This is a genomic window from Paraburkholderia sp. J8-2, assembly GCF_905220195.1.
GTDB lineage: Bacteria > Pseudomonadota > Gammaproteobacteria > Burkholderiales > Burkholderiaceae > Paraburkholderia.
In genome coordinates this window covers 23,587-43,577 of sequence record NZ_CAJMZA010000033.1, presented here as the reverse complement: position 1 = coordinate 43,577, position 19,991 = coordinate 23,587, and the positions used below count along the sequence as shown (strand labels likewise).

16 protein-coding genes are annotated in these 19,991 nt (G+C 65.0%); 8 read left to right on the top strand and 8 right to left on the bottom strand.

Features of this window, described 5'->3' with window-relative positions; genetic code table 11:
- Positions 1-349 precede the first annotated feature (349 nt).
- On the top strand, positions 350-1,321 hold the full coding sequence (locus U5A52_RS36635) for a LysR family transcriptional regulator (protein ID WP_321938951.1): 972 nt from the start codon (positions 350-352) through the stop codon (positions 1,319-1,321).
- Between the two features lie 157 nt (positions 1,322-1,478).
- Here the strand turns inward: U5A52_RS36635 and U5A52_RS36630 are convergent, their stop codons facing one another.
- Positions 1,479-3,335: an acyl-CoA dehydrogenase gene (locus U5A52_RS36630; protein ID WP_321916525.1), complete on the bottom strand. Its 1,857-nt coding sequence runs from the start codon at positions 3,333-3,335 to the stop codon at positions 1,479-1,481.
- A 411-nt stretch (positions 3,336-3,746) separates the two neighbouring features.
- Here U5A52_RS36630 and U5A52_RS36625 point away from each other — a divergent pair, with 411 nt between their 5' ends.
- Positions 3,747-5,213 (top strand): methyl-accepting chemotaxis protein, encoded by a 1,467-nt coding sequence (locus U5A52_RS36625; protein WP_321938949.1) that lies wholly within the window; start codon positions 3,747-3,749, stop codon positions 5,211-5,213.
- A 55-nt stretch (positions 5,214-5,268) separates the two neighbouring features.
- Positions 5,269-7,377 carry a putative bifunctional diguanylate cyclase/phosphodiesterase gene (locus U5A52_RS36620; RefSeq protein WP_321938986.1) on the top strand — a complete coding sequence of 703 codons (2,109 nt, stop codon included), beginning with the start codon at positions 5,269-5,271 and terminating at the stop codon, positions 7,375-7,377.
- Here U5A52_RS36620 and U5A52_RS36615 read toward each other — a convergent pair.
- Genes U5A52_RS36615 through U5A52_RS36600 form a run of 4 tightly spaced genes read right to left on the bottom strand, consistent with a single transcriptional unit; the run spans position 7,374 to position 11,991 of the window.
- Entirely contained in the window at positions 7,374-8,396 is a 1,023-nt protein-coding gene (locus U5A52_RS36615) for a CaiB/BaiF CoA-transferase family protein (RefSeq protein WP_321938948.1), read from the bottom strand. The two genes, U5A52_RS36620 and U5A52_RS36615, sit on opposite strands and share 4 nt — an antisense overlap.
- A gap of 36 nt (positions 8,397-8,432) precedes the next feature.
- The gene (locus tag U5A52_RS36610; protein ID WP_321916520.1) at positions 8,433-9,563 is read right to left on the bottom strand and encodes an acyl-CoA dehydrogenase family protein; all 1,131 of its coding nucleotides are present in this window, start codon (positions 9,561-9,563) and stop codon (positions 8,433-8,435) included.
- A 41-nt stretch (positions 9,564-9,604) separates the two neighbouring features.
- Complete coding sequence (locus U5A52_RS36605; RefSeq protein ID WP_321938946.1) at positions 9,605-11,152, bottom strand: AMP-binding protein; 1,548 nt, start codon at positions 11,150-11,152, stop codon at positions 9,605-9,607.
- Positions 11,131-11,991 carry an IclR family transcriptional regulator gene (locus U5A52_RS36600; RefSeq protein WP_321916516.1) on the bottom strand — a complete coding sequence of 287 codons (861 nt, stop codon included), beginning with the start codon at positions 11,989-11,991 and terminating at the stop codon, positions 11,131-11,133. Before U5A52_RS36600 ends, U5A52_RS36605 begins: the two co-directional genes overlap by 22 nt.
- A gap of 342 nt (positions 11,992-12,333) precedes the next feature.
- On the opposite strand from U5A52_RS36600, the gene U5A52_RS36595 reads away from it, so the two are divergent.
- From U5A52_RS36595 to U5A52_RS36585, 3 genes are read left to right on the top strand one after another with little or no spacing between them, the layout of a single operon-like run.
- Positions 12,334-13,527, top strand: coding sequence for a thiolase family protein (locus U5A52_RS36595; protein ID WP_321938944.1), 1,194 nt, complete (start codon positions 12,334-12,336; stop codon positions 13,525-13,527).
- Between the two features lie 36 nt (positions 13,528-13,563).
- Positions 13,564-14,343 (top strand): SDR family NAD(P)-dependent oxidoreductase, encoded by a 780-nt coding sequence (locus U5A52_RS36590; protein ID WP_321916512.1) that lies wholly within the window; start codon positions 13,564-13,566, stop codon positions 14,341-14,343.
- 12 nt (positions 14,344-14,355) lie between these two features.
- Positions 14,356-15,120 (top strand): crotonase/enoyl-CoA hydratase family protein, encoded by a 765-nt coding sequence (locus U5A52_RS36585; RefSeq protein ID WP_321916511.1) that lies wholly within the window; start codon positions 14,356-14,358, stop codon positions 15,118-15,120.
- Between the two features lie 13 nt (positions 15,121-15,133).
- Here U5A52_RS36585 and U5A52_RS36580 read toward each other — a convergent pair whose 3' ends face one another.
- Together U5A52_RS36580 and U5A52_RS36575 are read right to left on the bottom strand one after the other, a co-directional pair.
- Positions 15,134-15,895 (bottom strand): aldolase, encoded by a 762-nt coding sequence (locus tag U5A52_RS36580; protein ID WP_321938942.1) that lies wholly within the window; start codon positions 15,893-15,895, stop codon positions 15,134-15,136.
- A 53-nt stretch (positions 15,896-15,948) separates the two neighbouring features.
- Positions 15,949-16,428, bottom strand: a complete 480-nt coding sequence (locus U5A52_RS36575) for an Lrp/AsnC family transcriptional regulator (RefSeq protein WP_321916507.1) — start codon at positions 16,426-16,428, stop codon at positions 15,949-15,951.
- A gap of 115 nt (positions 16,429-16,543) precedes the next feature.
- Between U5A52_RS36575 and U5A52_RS36570 the strand changes: the two genes are divergently transcribed.
- Both U5A52_RS36570 and U5A52_RS36565 read left to right on the top strand, forming a co-directional pair.
- Complete coding sequence (locus U5A52_RS36570; protein ID WP_321938940.1) at positions 16,544-17,761, top strand: diaminopropionate ammonia-lyase; 1,218 nt, start codon at positions 16,544-16,546, stop codon at positions 17,759-17,761.
- A 19-nt stretch (positions 17,762-17,780) separates the two neighbouring features.
- Entirely contained in the window at positions 17,781-18,989 is a 1,209-nt protein-coding gene (locus U5A52_RS36565) for a M20 aminoacylase family protein (protein WP_321938938.1), read from the top strand.
- On the opposite strand, the gene U5A52_RS36560 is transcribed toward U5A52_RS36565, so the two are convergent.
- Positions 18,950-19,978, bottom strand: a complete 1,029-nt coding sequence (locus tag U5A52_RS36560) for an acyl-CoA dehydrogenase family protein (protein ID WP_321916502.1) — start codon at positions 19,976-19,978, stop codon at positions 18,950-18,952. The two genes, U5A52_RS36565 and U5A52_RS36560, sit on opposite strands and share 40 nt — an antisense overlap.
- Positions 19,979-19,991: the final 13 nt, after the last annotated feature.

Below are 19,991 nucleotides of genomic sequence, written 5' to 3'. Positions count from 1 at the left end.
GGGGTTATTCTGAAAATCCGGTATCGAGATCGGAATCGGAAATCGCGGCGATGTAGCGCGAACGAAATATAAGATTTATTTGATCATTGAACTACAGATAAACGGGAATTTAATGTTCAAATTATGTGAATAAAAAGCGGGTATATGGGGCGGCATCGAGCGTTTGACTGAAATTTCCTGGCTCATATCTCTAATTAGCTTCGCTTTTTATTCGATTTTGCGTTGTCGCTTCACAACAGGTAATTTGTCTTAAGAAGTTTAAATTGGTAAAAAAACAAATTCGGCCGAAAGAGGTAAATCATGCTTTTTTCTAATTTCCTGAAATATCAGCAAAAGAGTCTGAAGAATCATGTTGAATCAACTGCAGGCAATGCGCGTTTTTCTTAAAGTTGCCGAGAACAACTCCTTCAGCCGGGCCGCAGCGAGTCTCGATCTGTCCAATGCCGCCGTTACGCGCTACGTGGCGCTGCTCGAAGCTCACCTCAATACGCGCCTCATCAATCGCACCACACGCAGCCTCTCGCTGACCGAGGACGGTCGGGCTTATGTGCAGGGATGCCGTCAGATGCTCGAGTTGATGGACTCGATCGAGTCGTCGGTCGGGGGTGGGTCGTTGGAGCCGAGCGGTACGCTCAAGCTGGTGGCGTCCGCTTCCTTTTCGCTGGTCGGATTGCCGCCACTCGTCATGAATTACTGTCAGCGCTATCCGAAAGTGAAGGTGGACCTGACGCTGCTCCATCGCAATGTCGATCTCGTCGAAGACGGCTTTGACGTCGGTATTCTCACGTCGCGCCAGGTGAGCAGCGGTTCGCTGGTCAGGCGGCCGCTTGCGTCGTTGCGCCCGGTCGTGGTCGCGTCGCCTGGCTATCTCGATACGTACGGCGCGCCCGCCACGCCGGCGCAACTGCCGCTACGCGGGTTTCTCGCGCCTTCGCGTGCGATTCACGGGCGCGAATGGTGTTTCGTCAATGCAGCCGGAGAGGAGGAGACGATCAGCATCGACCCGCGCTGCACGGTCAACGACATGATCATGTTGCGCCAGCTGGCGCTGGTGCATATGGGCCTGGCGATCCTGCCCGAAGCCTATGTGAAGGACGACATCGAGAACCGGCTGCTCGTGCCCGTGCTGCGCGAGTACGAAATCCGGGAAGGCGCCAAGGAGTTAGCGCTCGTTTATCCTGGAAGGCGGCATGTTTCAGCGAAGGTGCGCACTTTCGTCGATCTGGCGCTCGAGCATTTCGAGGTTACCCTTGCTTCGACGAACCACCCCGCCATCGCCGATCGCTCGCTTCAGAGTGCGCACGCCCACGGCGAAGTGTGAGGGCCAAGGCACACGTCCCGCGTGACGGGCGTCGTGCAAGCGCAATAGACCCGCGAGTTGAGTTGCGGCCGCCATCGTTGCTCTCATGGGAGAAAGCTGGCCGTCGCAGGGGGCTAGTGAGTCCCCCTGGAACGCACATACCGGGGCAATCGTTGCTTCAGAACCAGGCGTCCTGCATGTCGAGTGTCGTGCGATCGAGCGAAGCAAGCAGGTCGAATTGCGCGCCCGTCTTCGGAAGTTCCCACGCGAAGAAATACGCGGCCGCTGCGAGCTTGCCGCGATAGAAGTCCGCCTCCTCACCGCTTGTTCCCGCATGCGCGGCGAGCGCCGTGCGCGCCACGAGCGCCTGTTCGAGCCACACCCAGGCCATGACCACGTGGCCGAACGCTTCCAGGTACACCGAAGCATTGGCGAGCGTCACCGCCGGGTCGCCTGCTGCCCACAACTGCCGCGTGACTTGCGTGAGCCGCTCGAGTGCGGCCGCGAGCGCGCGGGCGTTGGCGGCGTCGTCGGCTGCGCCCGAAGCGTGCGCGCGCTCGAGTGTGGCCTGCACGCGCTTCACGAAGATCGTGAGCGCGGCGCCGTCCTTGATCACGACCTTGCGGCCGAGCAGGTCGAGCCCCTGAATCCCGTGCGTGCCTTCGTGAATCGGATTGAGACGGTTGTCGCGATAGAACTGCTCGACGTTGTACTCGCGCGTGTAGCCATAGCCCCCGTGCACTTGAATGGCAAGATCGTTGGCGGCGAGACACCATTGCGAAGGCCAGCTCTTCGCAATGGGGGTGAGCAGGTCGAGGAGCAGTGAGAGCGGCTCGCGCTCGGCGGCGCTGGCCGCGTTCGCTTCGTCCACGAGTTTGGCGCACCAGAGGTTGAGCGCGAGTGCGCCTTCCACATAGCTCTTTTGCGCGAGCAGCATGCGGCGCACGTCGGCGTGCTCGACCAGCCTCACCTGCGGCGAAGCCGGGTCTTTGCCCGCCGCGCCCAAAGGACGCCCTTGCGGACGATTGCGCGCGTAATCGAGCGCATGCAGATAGCCGGTATAGCCGAGCATCGTCGCGCCGAGGCCGACACCAATGCGCGCCTCGTTCATCATGTGGAACATGTACGCGAGCCCGTGGTGCGGCTCGCCCACGAGATAACCGATCGCGCCCGCCCGGCCGCCCGGCGTGTGTTGCGTGCCTTCGCCGAAATTCAGCAGGCAGTTCGTCGTGCCGCGATACCCCATCTTGTGGTTCAGGCCTGCGAGCACGACGTCGTTGTGCTCGCCGCGCGAGCCGTCCTCGTTCACGAGGTACTTCGGCACGACGAAAAGCGAGATGCCTTTGACGCCCGCAATGAGCTTGCCGTCGGGGCCGGGAATCTTGGCGAGCACGAGGTGCACGATGTTCTCGGAAAGCTCGTGCTCGCCGCCCGAGATCCACATCTTGTTGCCGCGCAGACGATATTGGGCGCCGAGCGGCGAGTCGCATTCGAAGTCGGCGCGCGTGGCGACGTCTGAAAGCGAAGAGCCCGCCTGCGGCTCGGAAAGACACATCGTGCCGAAGTAGCGGCCGTCCAGTTCGGGGCGCACGAACGTGTCGATCTGTTTGGCGCTGCCGTGCGCGAGCAGCAGGTTCGCGTTGCCGATGGTAAGGAACGGATAGGCGCTCGTGCCCACGTTCGCACCTTTGAACCACGCGAAGCCCGCTTTCTCGACGACAAGCGGCAACTGCATGCCGCCGTATTCATAGTCCTGGCCCGCGGCCATCAAGCCCGCGTCGCTGAAGGCCTTCAACGCCGTCTTCACTTCGGGGATGATCGTGACCGTTTCGCCGTCGAAGTGCGGCTCGTGCTGATCGTTCTTCTTGTTGTGCGGCGCGAAGAGGTCAGTGGCGATCTTTTCGCACGTGTCGAGTGCGGCGTCGAAGGTCTCGCGCGAGTGGTCGGCGTAGCGCGCGATGCGCGTGAGGCTTTCGACATCGAGCCATTCGTAGAGCAGGAAGTTCAGATCGCGGCGGGAAAGGATCAGCGACATGGCGGAACGGTCTCGCATCATGGGAGGAGAAGTTGAGAAGCCTACCTAAAATAGAACGATCGTGCTATTGGTAATTTCTCCTGCCTGAAGGAGCCGAAGGCGTGGACGGACGGCATTCCCACGCGCAAACCCATGTGTTTTCATTCCGTGTAAGAAATTAAAATAGGACCATAACGCTGCAAACGTTTGCAAATACTTGTCCTGTAAAGGGTTTCCTGAAGTTTCGCCAGGCGTTGCCGTAAACTCGTTCGCGGGTCCCGATTATCTTGCCGAGCCCGCCAACGAGTCGCGCCGACGCCATTACGGCGGTCCTTCTTGCAGCCGGATTCCATCAGTCGCTCGAAGGTCCACCAGCCGCCGCCGCTTTAACGCCCACCTGCAACTTACTTTTTCCTCATCAAAGTGTCGTTCATGCTGGCAGATTCGCCGGGTCGCACGCAGCCGCTTCGACCGACCGGCTCGAAACAGCGCGTGGCCATTCGCGCGCTCGACGACGTCGCGCGCGCCGCCGACGCAGTGATGTATTGCACGCTCGTTATCTCCGCTCTCGCGGCGGTGCTGATCGGCTTCGTCTATTACGAACCGCAGCTTGCGCTCGCGGGCGCCGCGCTGTTCCTCGGCGCCGGCAGCTTCGTGTTTTTCTGCGCGCGCGGCACCGCGCTTTCGCGCGTCGTGCTCACGCTCGCCAACGCGGCGCTCGTCGCGCTCCATATTCAGGCGGCGCATGGCATGACCGAGTTCCATTTCGGCGTGTTCGTGCTGCTCGGCCTGTTGCTCGTCTATCGCGACTGGCGCCCGATTGTGCTCGCGGCCGGGTTCTTCGCCGTGCATCACCTCGCGTTCGACCGGCTGCAGGCGCTCAACTTTGCCGTGTACTGCACGCACGAAGCGAATCTGCCGCGTGTGCTGCTGCATGCCGCCTACGTGGTCGCGCAAACCGCCGTTGAAATCGTGCTTGCGCACCGTTTGCGCGTGGCGGCCATCGAGGCGGCGGAGCTGTCGGACATCGTGCGCAGCGTGGTGCGAGAGCGCGAGGTGTGCCTCGCGGTAGAAGGCGTGCCGGCGAGCGCCCCCACGGCGATCGCGCTCAAAGGGGCGATCGCCCAGCTGGCGCGCGCCATGCAAGAGGTGAGCACGAGCACGGCACATGTGGAGCAAGCCGCGCTCGAAATCGCGGAAGGCAACGCGAACCTGAGCGCGCGCACCGAGCACCAGGCGGGCAGCCTCGAAGAGACGGTCGCCTCGATGGACGTCTTCACGCGTACGGTCAGGGCGAGCGCGGAGCACGCGCGGGAGGCGAGCGCATTCGCTCGTGAAGCGTCGACGGTTGCACAGGCAGGCGACGATGTCGTGGCGCGCATGACCACGACGATGGGCGCCATCGAAGCCTCGGCCAAACGCATCTTCGAGATCGTCGACGTGATCGAGGGCATTGCGTTCCAGACCAACATTCTCGCGCTCAATGCGGCCGTGGAAGCCGCGCGCGCGGGCGAGCAGGGACGCGGCTTCGCCGTGGTCGCCGGCGAAGTGCGCAGTCTCGCACAGCGCGCCGCGGCCGCCGCGCGCGAGATCCAGCAACTCGTGGAGAACTCGGCGAACGAGGTCGGCGCGGGCACGCAGCTCGCCGGCGAGGCGCGCGCCGCGATGGAGGGCGTGGTGCGCAGCATTGGCCGCGCGGCCGACATCATGGGCGAGATCACCGCGTCGAGCCACGAGCAGGCGCAGGGCATCGAGCAGGTCAACGCCATGGTCGCCCAGATGGACGACACCACGCGCCGCAACGCCGCTTTGGTGAACGAAGCGGCCGCCGCGTCGTCGTCGCTGCACGCGACAAGCGCGAAGTTGCGGGAGGTGCTCGGCCTCGTCGCATTGTCGTGATAATGTGGCGCGATGCCCGGGGTGAACGCGTGGTGAACCAGGAGACTTTCCCGTGATGAGCGTAGTGGGCTGCATCGTCTACAAGCACAATCTGTGGCTCGTCGTCGTCGCGCTGCTGATTTGCGCCGCGGGCTCGTGGGTCACGGCGCGGCTGCTCCTGCGCGCGTTCGCGACGCATTCGCTGCAGCGTCTCGGCTGGTCGTTCATCGCGGCCGTGGTCGCCGCCGCCGACATCTGGTGCACACACTTCATCGCCATGCTGGGCTTCGAGCCGGGCGTGCCGATCTCCTTCGATCCCGTGCTGACCATTACGTCGCTGCTTATCGCGCTCGTGGGCAGCTTCCTCGGGTTTCTGCTCGCCACGAGCCAGGTCGCGAACCGCGCGACGCGCGCCGCGCCCGCGCTCGGAGGCGCGATTGTCGGGCTGGCGGTCGCGCTCATGCACTACGCGGGCATGCTCGCGTATCGCGTGCAAGGCATCGTGATCTGGAATCGCGTCGGCATCGCCTTGTCGATCGCGTTCGCGGTCGCGATCTGTGCGCTGGCGCTGCATCTTGCCGGCGTGACGGCGAGACGGCCGCAGGAGAACGCGGCCAGCGCGCGGGCAAACGCCGAAGCCGGCGCGCGCGTCGTGGCGGGCGTGCTCGCACTTGCCATTGCCGCGCTGCACTTCACCGGCATGTCCGCGTTCCAGGTCGTGCCGATGCCGATCGACGGCCACTTCTCGAATCCCGCCGCGCTGCAGGCGCTCGCGCTTGCGGTGGCGTGCATGGCGCTCGTGATCGCGGGCGCGGGCTGCGTGAGCTTTCTGCTCGACGACAGCGTGCGCGCCGAATCCGTCGAGCATCTGCGCACGATGGCAATGAGCGACATGCTCACGGGCCTGCCCAATCGCGCGAGCTTCAACGCACGCATCGACGCCGAACTGGCGCGCACGCAGGACACGCGCAAGCTTGCGCTCGTCGGCATCGACCTGAACCGCTTCAAGGAAATCAACGATCTGCACGGCCATCATGCCGGCGACGAAGTGCTGCGCATTCTGGCACGGCGTCTTTCGAGCCTGATGCACGAAGGCGAGTTCATTGCACGCGTGGGCGGCGACGAGTTCGTGGCGCTCACGCGCTTCGCCTCGCGCGAGGAACTCGGCGATCTGCTTTCGCGCCTCGAAACCGCGCTCTACCGGCCCGTGCGCTACGACGACGCCGAAGTGCTTTCGGGCGCGAGCCTGGGCGTTGCGATCTATCCCGACGACGCCACCACCAAGACGGTGCTCATCAACAACGCCGACCTCGCCATGTACCGCGCGAAGGCGGACCTTTCACAGTCGGTGTGCTTCTACGAGCCGGCGATGGACGAGATCGCGCGGGCGCGCCGCTCGCTCACGCACGACTTGCGCGAGGCGCTCGCGCGCGGGCAGTTGAGCGTGCACTACCAGGTGCAGACCTCGATCGCAACGGGCGACATTTGCGGCTATGAAGCGCTGCTGCGTTGGGAGCATCCGCGGCTTGGCTTCATCTCTCCCGCCGAATTCATTCCGCTTGCCGAAGAGAACGGTCTCATTCTCGGCATTGGCGCCTGGGTGCTGCGCGAAGCATGCACGCGCGCCGTTTCGTGGTTGCCGCCTTACAAGGTGGCCGTGAATCTGTCGCCCATACAACTCTCGCACGCTGATTTGCCGAAGCTCGTGGAGACCGTGCTGGTCGAGACTGGCCTCGCGCCCGAACGCCTGGAGCTCGAGTTGACCGAGACCGCCATTTTCGCTGACCGCGAGCGCTCGCTCGACGTGCTGCAGCGGATCAAGGCCATTGGCGTGAGTATCGCGCTGGACGACTTCGGCACCGGCTATTCGTCGCTCGACACGCTGCGCTCGTTTCCGTTCGACAAGATCAAGCTCGATCAGTCCTTCATCGGCGAGGCCGAATCGAACCGGCAGGCCACCGCGATCATTCGCGCGGTGCTCGCGCTAGGCAAGAGCCTTGGCATTCCGGTGCTGGCCGAAGGCATTGAAACCGAGGCGCAGCTCACGCTGCTCGCCGACGAAGGCTGCGACGAAGTGCAGGGCTATTTGCTCGGCCGCCCGGCGCCGCTCAGTCATATTGTCGCGACCGGCCAGCTTTCGTTGCTCGCCGACGATGAAGCGACGCTGGGCGAGGTGCGAGGCTAAGCGCTCGCGCCGCCGTAGCTCACGAAGCGCGGCGCGCATTGCGGCTGCCACGCCTCGCCGCTCTGCGCGAACGCGCCGCGCGCGGTGTTGTGCGCATCGAGCGGCGCTTCCGCGAGACTCAGCACGGGCGTCACACACGCATCGCTGCCTTCGAACACGGCGGTCCATGCGTCGCGCGTGCGCGTGGCAACGGCCTCGGCAATGCGTGCCTGCACTTGCGGCCAGTGCGCCCGGTCACGTTGCGGCAGCGCCAATAGATCTTCCGCGCCGATTCCCTTCATGAACGCCGCATAGAACTGCGGCTCGATGCAGCCCACGGCGATATAACGGTTGTCCGCGCAACGATACGTGCGATAAAAGGGCGCGCCGCCGTCGAGCAGGTTCGTGCCGCGCTCGTCTTGCCAGTGCCCCGCCGCGTAGAAGCCGTACATCATGCTCATGAGCATGGCCGCGCCGTCGGTCATCGCGGCGTCGACCACGCAGCCAACGCCGGTCCCTCGTGCGCGCAGAATCGCGGCCACCACGCCGAACGCGAGCAGCATGCCGCCGCCGCCGAAGTCGCCAACCAGATTGAGCGGCACTACAGGCTCGCCGCCCGCGAGACCCACCGCATGCAGCGCGCCCGAGATCGCGATGTAGTTGATGTCGTGGCCCGCCGTGTGCGCGAGCGGGCCGGTTTGCCCCCACCCGGTCATGCGGCCGTAGACGAGCGAGGCGCGGCGGGCCTGGCACACTTGCGGGCCGAGCCCTAGCCGCTCCATCACGCCGGGACGAAAGCCTTCGATCAATGCGTCGGCACTCGCGATCAGGTCGAGTGCGCGGGCAACGTCGGCGTGGCGTTTGAGGTCGAGGGCGACGTATTCGCGCCCGCGCGCAAGCGGTCCGGTTGGCTCGGGCGCACCCGCGCGGCCGATGCAGATCACGCGCGCGCCCATTTGCGCGAGCAGCATGCCGCAGAACGGCGCGGGGCCGAGCCCCGCGAACTCCACGACGGTAACGCCTTCCAAAGGCTTGATCATGTGTGCCAGTTTCCCGGTGTGTCGCTTGGCGCGCCGTTACAGCGTGCGCGCGATGATTTCCTTCATGATCTCGTCGGTGCCGCCGTAGATGCGCATGACGCGCGCGTCCACCCACGCGGTGCCCACCACATACTCGGACATGTAGCCATAACCGCCGTGCAACTGCAGGAATTCGTCGAGCAACTGGTTCTGCAGTTCCGTGGCGTTGAGCTTCGCCATCGCGGCGTCCACCGGCGAAAGCTCGCGCCGCAGATGTCGCGCAATGCAATCGTCGACATAGATGCGCACCATTTCCGCCTTCGCGCGCGCATGCGCGAGCTTGAAGCGCGCGTTCTGGAAGTCGAAGATCGCCTGGCCGAACACCTTGCGATCGCGCGTATAGCGAATCGTGCGCTCGAGCATGCCTTCGATCGATGCGGCCGCGCGCACCGCAATCACGAGCCGCTCCTGCGCCAGTTCGCGCATGAGGTACGAGAAGCCCTGGTTTTCCTCACCAAGCCGCTGCGTAATGGGAACGCGCACGTCCTCGAAGAAGAGTTCGGACGTGTCTTGCGCGCGCAGGCCGATCTTGTCGAGCTTGCGGCCCTTGCTGAAGCCGGGCGTGCCTTCCTCGACCACGATCAGCGAAACGCCCTTGCCGCCGAGTTCCGGCGCGGTTTTGCAGACCACAACCACGAGGCTGGCGTTCTGGCCATTCGTGATAAAGGTTTTCTGACCATTGATGACGTAGTGATCCCCGTCTTTGCGCGCAGTGGTGCGCACCGACTTGAGATCGCTGCCCGTGCCGGGTTCGGTCATGGCGATGGCGCCGATATGCTCGCCGCGCGCGAGCTTCGGCAGCCATTCGCGCTTTTGCGCCTCACTGCCGTACGCGAAGATATAAGGCGCGACGATATCCGAATGCAGTGGAAAGCCAATGCCGCTCGCGTTCACGCGCGCGAGTTCCTCGATCATGATGGCCGCGTGGCCGAAGTCGCCGCCGCCGCCGCCGTATTCTTCAGGAATCGTGCAGCAAAGCAGACCTTCCTCGCCCGCACGCCGCCATACCGACTTCGGCACGATGCCTTCTTGTTCCCATTGATGATGAAACGGCACGATTTCGCGCTCGATAAAGCGCCGGGCCTGTTCGCGGAAAATTTCGTGATCGTCGCGGAATACGCTGCGCATACTTTGTGTCTCCAGTATCTTTAGTAACTTCGTTATCCGTATCAAACTGCCGGCTGGCGGTAGCGCTCCTTGAGAATGCGCCGTAGCAGCTTGCCGTTGTCGTGGCGCGGCAGCGCCTCCTCGAATTCGACCGAGCGCGGCACCTTGATATGCGAAAGCCGTGCCCGGCAAAACGCAATCAACTCCTCGGCGAGCTGCGGGCTGGCGGCGTCGCGCTCGCGCGGTTGCACGACCGCCTTCACGGCCTCGCCGAACTCGGGGTGCGGCACGCCGATCACAGCAGCGTCGGCCACGGCGGGATGCTCGGCGAGCACGTTCTCGATCTCCTGCGGGTACACGTTCACACCGCCGCTGATGATGAGGTCCACGCGCCGGTCGCTCAGGTACAAATAGCCTTCTGCATCGACATGGCCGATGTCGCCGTAAGTGGCCCAGCCATGGCGGTTGTAGACGCTGCGCGTCTTCACCGGATCGTTGTGGTACTCGAAAGCGGGGCCGCCTTCGAAGAACACGCGACCGATCTCGCCCACGGGCAGTTCGTGGTCCTCATCATCGACGATATGGATCTGTCCGTACTTCGAGCGTCCCACCGAGCCACGATGCGCGAGCCATTCGTCCGAGGCGATCGCCGTGAGGCCCACGCTTTCGGAGCCGGCATAGTACTCGTAGATCACCGGGCCGAACCACGCGATCATCTGCTCCTTGATGTGCGGCGGGCACGGCGCGGCTGCGTGAATCGCCACGCGCAGGCTGCTCACGTCGTATTGCGCGCGCGTGGTCTCGGGCAGGTTCAGCAGGCGGATGAACATCGTTGGCACCCACTGGCTGTGCGTGACGCGGTAGCGCGCGATGGCGTCGAGCGCCGCCTCGGCGTCGAACTTCTGCAGCACGATGGCGCGGCCCCCGGTGTGCAGCATGCGCATGAGGTAACGCAGCGGCGCGGCATGGTAGAGCGGCGCGGTGCTCAGGTAGACCGAGTCGGCGCTAAAGCCGAAGGTTTGACGCCACGCTGCGGTTTCGGTGTCGTCGGCATCGCGCTGCTCGAACGGCACGAGCGGCTTGCGGATGCCCTTGGGCAGGCCGGTCGTGCCCGACGAATAGAGAAAGTCGCGGCCGCGCGGCAACGGCGGCAATGGCGCGCTCGCATCGACACCGGCCAGCGCCGCTTCGAGCGAGGCGAAGCCAGGCTGCGCCTCGGAAGCACCGGCAACGAAGCAGGCGACGCCCGGCGCCGCGCCCTCGGCCACGAGCGTCGCCGCGAGTTCATGCATGGCCTGCGAGGCGATCAACACGCGCGCGCCGCAGTCCTTGAGGACGTGCGCGGCCTCGCGTGTTTTCAACTGGATGCTGATCGGGGTGTAGTAGAGGCCGGCGCGCTCAGCCCCGATGGCGATGACGGCGAGCGCCGGATGATTCTCGAACAGCAGCGCAATGCCGTCGCCGGGTTGCAGGCCGAGGCCGAGGAGCCAGTGCGCGATACGCTCCGCGCGTTCGTCCAGCTCCTGGTAGGTGATGCTCTGCTTGAGTGCGGGGAAGCACAGGGCTTCCCGCGTGGGTGCTGCTACAGCTAGTTCGCGGACACGCTCCACGGTCTCGTCTCCATGTCATGCGCGGCCCCAGTCATGCTGCCGAGCGCTGCCTCCACGCGCCTGACGAGCGACATCAGCCGCGGGGCGATGTCGTCGGTCAACTGGTTGCCGCTGATGTTGAAAACTGCAATCGAACAGCCAAAAACCCAATACTCGTCGTCGATCGGGGCGGACAGCGCAATCGCCACCGAATGGATCTCGCGCTGCATGTCGCCGTGCGAGATCGTGCAACCGTGCGCGCGCAACTCCTGCTGCGCCTGCGCGAGGCGCTGCGAGAGCAACTCGCCCTTCGCGGGATCGCGCGCGAGCGTTTCCTGCAGGTACTGCTCGCGCTCAGCGCCTGGCACGGTCCACAGATACGCGCGGCCCGACGCCGTGCGCGAAAGCGAGAGCCGCGTGCCCGTTTCCGAGCGGTACACCGCGCTGCCTTCGCCCTGAATCACTTCGGCGTACGCCATGTTCAGGCGGTAGCCCACCGCGAGCGTGACCTGGCCGTGGCAGTAGTCGGCCAGCTCCTGCATCATCGGCCGCGCGATCTGCCGGATCGTCATGCGGCCAAGCGCCGGGGCGGCGAGACTCAGCATCTCCGTGCCAAGCACATACTTCGAAATGCGCTCCGAATAGCGCAGCAGACCGAACTCCGCGAGCGTGTTGATGAGCCGCAGCGCCGTGGGCTTGGGCAACCCCGTGCGCTCGACCAGATCGCGCGCCGAAAGCTCCGCGTCGCCCATCGAGAAGCACTGGAGGATCCGGATGCCGCGCGCGAGCGCGCTCACGAGCTGCGAGTCGGGTTGTGACTCGGCGGCGTCGTCGGTGCGGGAGTTGGCCTGGTCGTTCATTTCGGGTCCTTCGTCGGGGTAAGGGTGCGGCGTGCCGATGTGGCCCGCGGCAAACCCCGGATTCTAGCTTTCCGATACTCGCCGGAACAATTTTTTAAGACGCCAGGCTCATTTTTTCGCCCTCGCGATGCGGCGCAGCGCTCCGCTGCGCGCCGATGTCTCCTTTTTCGGTCTTGTGGTGTCAAGTCGTGCAAACAGTGTTGCGGATCGTGAACGAGAAATCAATAAAAATGATCCTAGAGAACCGAAATATGTTTACCACTATTGAAATTGTGATTCGATGAGGTGTATTTTGAGTCAAGCGATTCATTTTCCATGACACTTCCAACCGTTGAGAGAACCATGACCCATAGCGCGGTAATCGTCGACGCAGTGCGCAGCCCGATGGGCCGGACCAAGGCAGGCGGCGCGTTCGTCGACCTGCATCCTGTGGATCTGCTTTCGCAGGTCCTCAAGCAACTGATCGAGCGCAACGACCTCGACCCCGGCAGCGTGGACGACGTGATGATCGGCTGCGTGAGTCAGGTGGGCGAGCAGGCCTCGACGCCCGGCCGCCTCGCGTGGCTCGCGGCGGGCTTTCCGCAGCACGTGCCTTCCACCACCATCGAGCGCAAGTGCGGTTCGAGCCAGCAAGCCATCCATTTCGCGGCGCAGGCGATCATGGCGGGCGTGAACGAGATCGTGGTGGCCGGTGGCGTGGAGTCGATGAGCCGTGTGCCGATGGGGTCGTCGCGCATCGGCCGCGATCCGTATGGCGCGCTGTACCACGTGCGTTATCCCGAAGGCATGGTCGGCCAGGGCGTGAGCGCCGATCTCGTGGCGCAGAAGTGGGCGCTCACGCGCGAGGCGCTCGACGCCTACTCGGCGCAATCGCACAGCCGTGCCGACGCCGCGCGCGCGGCGGGCCAGTTCGCGCGCGAGATCGTGCCTATCGAGGTTCCGGGACCCGAGGGCGTGCGCCGTGTCGACCTCGACGAAACGATTCGCGCCGGGACCACGGTCGAGCGGCTCGCGGGCCTCGCGCCGTCGTTCGAAAGCGCGGAGCTGGAAGCGCGCTTTCCGGGCATCCGCTGGAACGTGACGGCGGGCAATGCCTCGCAAATCTCGGACGGCGCCTCGGCGCTGCTCATCATGAGCGAGCAGAAGGCGGCGCAGCTGGGGTTGAAGCCGCGCGCACGCATTGTGGCGTTCGACGTTTGCGGCGACGATCCGCTCATGATGCTGACGGCGCCGATTCCCGCCACGCAGCGTTTGCTGAAGAAACGCGGTCTCACCATCGGCGATATTTCGCACTTCGAAGTGAACGAGGCATTCGCCGCTGTGCCGCTCGCCTGGCAGAAGTCGCTGGGCGCGGACGCGGCGCGCCTGAACCCGGCGGGCGGCGCGATTGCGCTCGGGCATCCGCTCGGCGCCTCGGGTGCGCGCCTCATGACGACGATGCTCAACGCGCTCGAAGTGAGCGGCGGCCGCTACGGCTTGCAAACGATGTGCGAGGCGGGCGGGATGGCCAACGCGACGCTCATTGAACGCCTCTAAATAAAGCAACCACGAACGACGAAGGAGAAACGACACATGGACGAGCAGAACAAATTCGCCGGCACGGTGGCGGTGGTGACGGGCGGTGCATCGGGTCTGGGTCTCGCGAGCGCGCAGCGCCTGCTGGCTAAAGGCGCACAGGTCGTGATCGCCGACCTCGCCAGCTCGCGCGGCGCGGCGGTGGCCGACGAACTCGGCGCGAACGCGAGCTTCGTGGCCGCCGACGTGACGAGCGCCGACGACATGGCCGCCGTGTTCGAAGCGGCGACCAAGCGCGGCACGCTGCGCTCGCTCGTGCATTGCGCGGGCCGCGGCGGTGCGGTGCGGGTAATCGAAAAGGACGGCTCGCCGGGCTCGCTCGAAGCCTATGAAAACGTGGTGCGCGTGAATCTGTTCGGCACCTTCAACGCACTGCGTCTCGCGGCGGCGGCCATGGCGCGCAACGAGCCCGACGCGGGCGGCGAGCGCGGCGCGTGCGTGCTCACGGCGTCGGTAGCGGCATACGAAGGGCAGATCGGGCAGGTGCCGTATGCGTCGTCGAAGGCGGGCGTGGTGGGGATGACGCTCGTGGCCGCGCGCGACCTGGCGAGCAAGGGCATCCGCGTATGCACGATCGCCCCGGGGCTGTTCGACACGCCGCTGCTTGCGCGGCTGCCTGAGGAGATTCGCGAATCGCTTGGCCGCATGGTGCCGTTTCCGCCGCGCCTGGGTGTTGCCGACGAATTCGCCGCGCTCGCGCTGCATATACTCGAGAATCCGATGCTCAACGGCGAGACCATTCGCCTTGACGGCGCGATTCGCATGCAGCCGCGCTGAGTGAGGCCGACCATGAGCGACGAATTGCTGATCGAGTATCGCGACGGAATCCAGATCCTCACGATCAACCGTCCCGAGGCGCGCAACGCCTGCACGAAAGCGGTGGCCGAAGCGATAGCCGCCGCGCTGGACGAACTGGAACGGCGCGACGACCTGCGGCTCGCCATCATCACCGGTGCGGGCGGCACCTTTTGTGCGGGCATGGACCTGAAGGGCTTTCTGAAGGGCGAACGGCCGAGCCTGCCGGGCCGCGGCTTCGCGGGCCTCACGCAAGCGCCGCCGCGCAAGCCGCTCATCGCGGCGGTGGAAGGCTATGCACTCGCGGGCGGCTTCGAAGTCGTGCTCGCGAGCGACCTCGTCGTGGCGGCGAACAACGCGCAGTTCGGGCTGCCTGAAGTCAAACGCGGGCTGTGTGCGGCGGCGGGTGGATTGTTGCGTCTGCAACAGCAGTTGCCGGAGCGCATCGCGATGGAGCTAGTGCTAACGGGCGACATGTTCGGCGCGCAACGCGCGTTCGAGTTCGGCCTCGTCAACCGCCTCACCGCGCCGGGCGAAGCGCTGGCGGGCGCGATCGAACTCGCGCAGAAGATTGTGGCGAACGGCCCGCTTGCGGTGGCCGCGAGCAAGCGCGTGATGCGCGAGTCGCGAGACTGGTCCAGCGCGGAGATGTTCGAGCGTCAGCGCGAAATCACCGACCCGGTGTTCGCTTCCGCCGACGCGCGCGAGGGCGCTTCGGCGTTCGCGGAAAAGCGCAAGGCGGTTTGGCAGGGGAAGTAGGACCGCCCCTTCCTCAGGCGTGTTTGAGCGTTCTTCGCAGCGCTGCGAAGAACAGTTCCGACTGCAATCGCTCACCCTGAATCTGGTCCGCCACGCGCTGCGCCACATCGGCCGCTACGGGTCGCAACGCGCGCCCGGTCGAGCCCGCGAGCACCTGCGCGGCGCATGCGCGCTCGAGGTAATAGAGGTCGTCGAACGCGTAGTCGATACGCTCGCCGCACACCACCACGCCGTGGTTGCCGAGGAAGCCGATGTCCTTGCCGTCGAGCGCATGCGCAATGCGCTCGCCTTCCTCGGGACCGAGCGCGAGGCCGTTGTATTCGCGGTCGAGCGCGATGCGGCCGTGGTAGCGCATGGCGTTCTGCGACAAGGTGGTATCGAGCCCGCAGTCCTGTGTGAGCGTGAGGGCGGTGGCGTACGGCATGTGGGTATGCAGCACACAAGCCTTCTTTGCGATGGCGTGGATGGCGGCGTGAATGAACATCGCCGTGGGCTCCACGGCATGGCGGCCCGCCATCACGCGCCCTTGTGCGTCGACAATGACGATGTCGTCGGCCATGACCTCGCTCCACATCAGGCCGCGCGGGTTCAGCAGGAAGAGGCCGTCTTCGCCGGGAAGCGCGACGCTGAAGTGATTGCAGACGCCTTCACCGAGCCCGTAATGCGCGGCGGCACGCAGCGCGAGCGCGAGGTCGGCCCGCAGCGTGGCGACTTCCGGGTGGTGGAACAACGCGTCACCTTCAATGGCTCCAGCATGATGCGCCGTGTTGCTCATGTGTCGTGGCTCCTGTTTTCCAAAGGGCTGTGTTGCGTCGAAATGCGCGTTTCTCATTCGCCGTTCAGCGCGAGCGGCACTTCGAGCCCCACCTTCACGCGGCTCATGCTCACCAGCGTCTTGAACCGCTTCACGTTGTTGTTCGAGAAGAATAGCTCGCGCGTGAGTTCCGTGTACTGGTCCATGTTGCGCACCGCGAAAATGAGCACGAAATCCCACTCGCCCGCGACGTAGTAGCACTGCTGAATCTGCGGGCATTGCGCAAACGTGCGCTTCATGGCGTCGAGCAGGTCGATCTGTTCGCTTTCCACCTCGACGGTCGCGACGATCGTAATGGGATGATCGACCTTCTCGGGCGAAACGATCGCCGCGTAATGGTCGATCACGCCATCGTCGACGAGACGGCGCAAACGCCGGTTCACCGCCGCCGTGGAGAGATTCACGCGCGCGCCGAGTTCGTTCTGAGGAATCTGGGCGTCGCGCTGGACTTCCATCAGGAGCTTGCGGTCGAAGGAGTCGAGATGTGTCGCCATTTGCGCGGGGGCCTGAAAGTCGATATTTTTTTGCGTGATTCGACCGCATTATGAGACTTTTTCGCGGGGGCTGCGCAATATCATTTCGACATCGCAAGTTCACCGGAGCCAACCCATGCTGATCGCCAACCCCCGCGCCACGCGCAACGCCTACCCGGAAACGCTCAGGGAGATCTTGAACGTGAAGTCGGGCGACGAGAGCCGGGCCTGGCTTGCCGGGTGGGCGTTGATCAGCCCGGAGCCGACGCCGCTTTGGGATCTGGGCGGGGCGGCGGCGCGCCTGGGCGTTGCCCGCATTGGCCTCAAGGACGAATCGTTTCGTTCTCCTCTTGGCAGCTTCAAGGCGCTGGGCGCACCGATTGCGCTGATGCGTCTCATCATGCGCTTGTGGCCCCTGCAGGACGTCGATCCTCGCATGCTGATCGAGGGCCGCTACCGCGAGATGGTCACGAACCTCACGGTCATCAGCGCAACCGATGGCAACCACGGCAAGGCGCTTGCCGCAGCCGCGCGCTCGATCGGCTGCCACTGTGTAATCGTGCTTCATGCGAACGTCAGCGCGGAGCGAGAAGCGGCGATTGCCGCGTATGGCGCGCGGATCGTTCGAATCGCGGGCAACTACGACGAATCGGTGGAGCACGCGGCCCAACTCGCGAAGGCGAGCGGCTGGCACGTCGTTTCCGACACCTCTTATGAAGGATACGAGGCGATCCCGCGCGACGTCATGCAAGGCTACGGCACCATCGCGGCGGAAGTGATCGAGCAGTCTGGCGGTGCCGCATGGACGCATGTGTTTCTGCAAGGCGGCGTGGGCGGTCTGGCGGCCGGTGTGGCGAGCTATCTGTGGGAGCACCGTGGCGCCGCGCGTCCGCGCTTCATCGTGGTTGAACCGCGCCAGGCAGACTGCCTGTATCAAAGCGCTGTTGCGGGCCGCGCGGCGATTGCCACCGGATCGGTCGATTCGGTGATGGCGGGCCTGGCGTGCGGGGAGACGTCGCCGCTCGCATGGACGATACTCGAACCGTGCGTCGACAACTTCATGTTGATCGACGACGCGGACGCCATAGAAGCGATGCGCAGCCTCGCCAACGGCGCGGCTGGCGACGTACCGGTCGTATCGGGCGAGTCAGGCGCGGCGGGTTTCGCGGGCCTCGCGAAACTCATGCACGATCCCGATCTCGCGCGTGCAGCAGGGCTCGATGCGGGCTCACGCGTGCTACTGATCAGCACCGAGGGTGCCACGGCGCCAGGCCTGTACGCGGAGCTTGTCGGCGCGTCTGCGCAAACCGTGGCGGCGCGTCGCGACGCGTGGCTGACCCAGCTCACGCAGTAACCGGAAAGAGGACATCGACATGGAAAGCACGCTGCAAGGCCAACTCAAAAGCTGGCGACAGCATTTGCACCAGCGTCCCGAAACCGGCTTCGAGGAGATCCATACCGCCGACTACGTGGCGAAGATCCTCGAGACACTGGGGCTCGACGTGCATCGCGGCATTGGCGGCACGGGGCTCGTGGCGAACCTCACGGTGGGCGACGGCAAGCGCGCGATCGGCGTACGCGCCGACATGGACGCGCTCAATATCGCGGAGCATGCGCCGGGCCGCGCGCATGCCTCGTTGAACGCCGGAAAAATGCACGCGTGCGGGCATGACGGCCATATGTCGATGGTGCTCGGTGCGGCGCGGCTGCTCGCCGAGCGGCGCGATTTCAACGGCACGGTGCGCTTCATCTTCCAGCCGGCCGAGGAGCACGGCCGCGGCGCCAAGGCGATGATGGCCGACGGCCTGTTCGAACGCTTTCCCGTCGACGCGATCTTCGGCGCGCACAACATGCCGGGCATGCCCGCCGGCACGTTCGCCACGCGCGCGGGGGGCATCATGGCGAGCGAGGATAATTTTGTTATCCATATCAAAGGCCGTGGTACGCACGCGGCGCGCCCGCATATGGGTGTCGATCCGATCGTCATCGCGTCGCAAATCGTCCTGGCACTGCAAACCATCGTGTCGCGCAATCTCGACCCGAGCCTGCAAGCCGTGATCTCCTGCACGGAATTCATCACCGACGGCATTCGCAACGTCATCCCGTCGAACGTGATCATCAAGGGCGATACGCGCAGCTATTCGAAGGCCGTGCAATCGCTGCTCGAAACCCGCATGCGAGAGGTCAGCATAGGCATTTGCCAGGCCCACGGCGCCGAGTGCAGCTTCGAGTACACGCACGAGTTCGCGCCAACGGTCAATTCGGAGCAGTTCGTCGAGCTGGCGGCGAACGCCGCGCGCAACGTAGCGGGAGAAGCCGCCGCGAACGCGAACGTGCAGCCGATGATGATTTCCGAGGATTTCGGCGCGTTCCTGCAGGTCGTGCCGGGCAATTTCATTTTCATCGGTAACGGCGACGTGCCGGAGCGCGGCGGTATTCCGCTGCACAACGCCAGCTACGACTTCAACGACGATATCCTGATGACCGGCGCGCGCTATTTTGCGGAAATCGCGCGCCTCGCGTTGCCGGTCGGAATCAACGATTACGTCGCGACCGCCGCCGCTTCGTCGAGCGCATCGTAAATGCCGATGACGCCCGCCGCAACGTTGCTCCAATGATCGATGGCGTGCGTTCCGACGACATCGTCCCAGAACGACTCCGATCCATATTGCAGACGTTGCGCGTGCAAGCGCCGCGTGTAGAGTTGCAGGTCGTACTCCTCGGTGATACCCATCGCGCCCACCAGCGCGTGCGCGCCGTTCGCCACCAGCGGTGCGGCGCGGCTCGCGCGCGCCTTCGCAATGGCCGCCGCGATGCGCTGCTCCGAAGTGTGGTGGCCCGCACAGCCCAACTGGGCCGCGACGCGCGTGGCGGCCACGTGCTCGGCCATGACGCTCAACTGCTGCTGCACGGCCTGGAACTTGCCGAGCGAGCGGCCGAACTGCTGGCGCTCGTTCACGTAGCCTAGCGTCATGTCGAATACGCGCTGCATGCCGCCCGCCATCGTCGCGGCCGTGGCGAGCGCGCCCAGCTCGCCCACGCCACGCACGCTTGCGGGCAGCGCGCGCGCCGCGTGCGCCGGGTAGGTGAGTGTGGCGTCGAGGCTGTCGCCGTGCGCGCGCAATTCGGCATTGTCGAGCGGGACGAGGCTCGCGCCATCCGCGGTTTCGACGATGAGCGTGTCGGCCACGAGGCCGTAGGGCACGAACGCCGTGCCTTGCCGCGAGGCATTGCCAAGCGCGATGGCGATGGGACCGCGCGGCGCTTCGACGCCCGCGCGGGCAAGCAGGTCACGCGCAATCATCGTGTGCGCGGCCGGCAGCGGCAGCGCGTGCGCGCCGAATTCGAACAGCGCGCCCGCCGTGGCGGCGAGGCGCATGCCCGAACCGCCTTTCTCCTCGGGCACGAGTGCGTCGAGAAAGCCGAGCGCGTCGAGCTGGTCCCACAGGGCGCGTCCCGCGTTGCGCTCGCGAGCCGCTTCCACGGTGCGTACGAATTGCGGCGTGCAATGGCGTGCGAGCACGTTGTGCGCCGATTCGGTCAGCATGTCATCCACGGTGTTCTTCTCCATGTTCGTCGTTCGT

Excerpts from the sequence above, each read along its gene's own strand:
- U5A52_RS36610 (WP_321916520.1), bottom strand. The coding sequence starts at position 9,563 with ATGCGCAGCGTATTCCGCGACGATCACGAAATTTTCCGCGAACAGGCC.
- U5A52_RS36570 (WP_321938940.1), top strand. The coding sequence starts at position 16,544 with ATGCTGATCGCCAACCCCCGCGCCACGCGCAACGCCTACCCGGAAACG.
- U5A52_RS36565 (WP_321938938.1), top strand. The coding sequence starts at position 17,781 with ATGGAAAGCACGCTGCAAGGCCAACTCAAAAGCTGGCGACAGCATTTG.
- U5A52_RS36625 (WP_321938949.1), top strand. The coding sequence starts at position 3,747 with ATGCTGGCAGATTCGCCGGGTCGCACGCAGCCGCTTCGACCGACCGGC.
- U5A52_RS36585 (WP_321916511.1), top strand. The coding sequence starts at position 14,356 with ATGAGCGACGAATTGCTGATCGAGTATCGCGACGGAATCCAGATCCTC.
- U5A52_RS36595 (WP_321938944.1), top strand. The coding sequence starts at position 12,334 with ATGACCCATAGCGCGGTAATCGTCGACGCAGTGCGCAGCCCGATGGGC.
- U5A52_RS36615 (WP_321938948.1), bottom strand. The coding sequence starts at position 8,396 with ATGATCAAGCCTTTGGAAGGCGTTACCGTCGTGGAGTTCGCGGGGCTC.
- U5A52_RS36620 (WP_321938986.1), top strand. The coding sequence starts at position 5,269 with ATGAGCGTAGTGGGCTGCATCGTCTACAAGCACAATCTGTGGCTCGTC.
- U5A52_RS36630 (WP_321916525.1), bottom strand. The coding sequence starts at position 3,335 with ATGTCGCTGATCCTTTCCCGCCGCGATCTGAACTTCCTGCTCTACGAA.
- U5A52_RS36575 (WP_321916507.1), bottom strand. The coding sequence starts at position 16,428 with ATGGCGACACATCTCGACTCCTTCGACCGCAAGCTCCTGATGGAAGTC.
- U5A52_RS36600 (WP_321916516.1), bottom strand. The coding sequence starts at position 11,991 with ATGAACGACCAGGCCAACTCCCGCACCGACGACGCCGCCGAGTCACAA.
- U5A52_RS36635 (WP_321938951.1), top strand. The coding sequence starts at position 350 with ATGTTGAATCAACTGCAGGCAATGCGCGTTTTTCTTAAAGTTGCCGAG.
- U5A52_RS36580 (WP_321938942.1), bottom strand. The coding sequence starts at position 15,895 with ATGAGCAACACGGCGCATCATGCTGGAGCCATTGAAGGTGACGCGTTG.
- U5A52_RS36590 (WP_321916512.1), top strand. The coding sequence starts at position 13,564 with ATGGACGAGCAGAACAAATTCGCCGGCACGGTGGCGGTGGTGACGGGC.
- U5A52_RS36560 (WP_321916502.1), bottom strand. The coding sequence starts at position 19,978 with ATGGAGAAGAACACCGTGGATGACATGCTGACCGAATCGGCGCACAAC.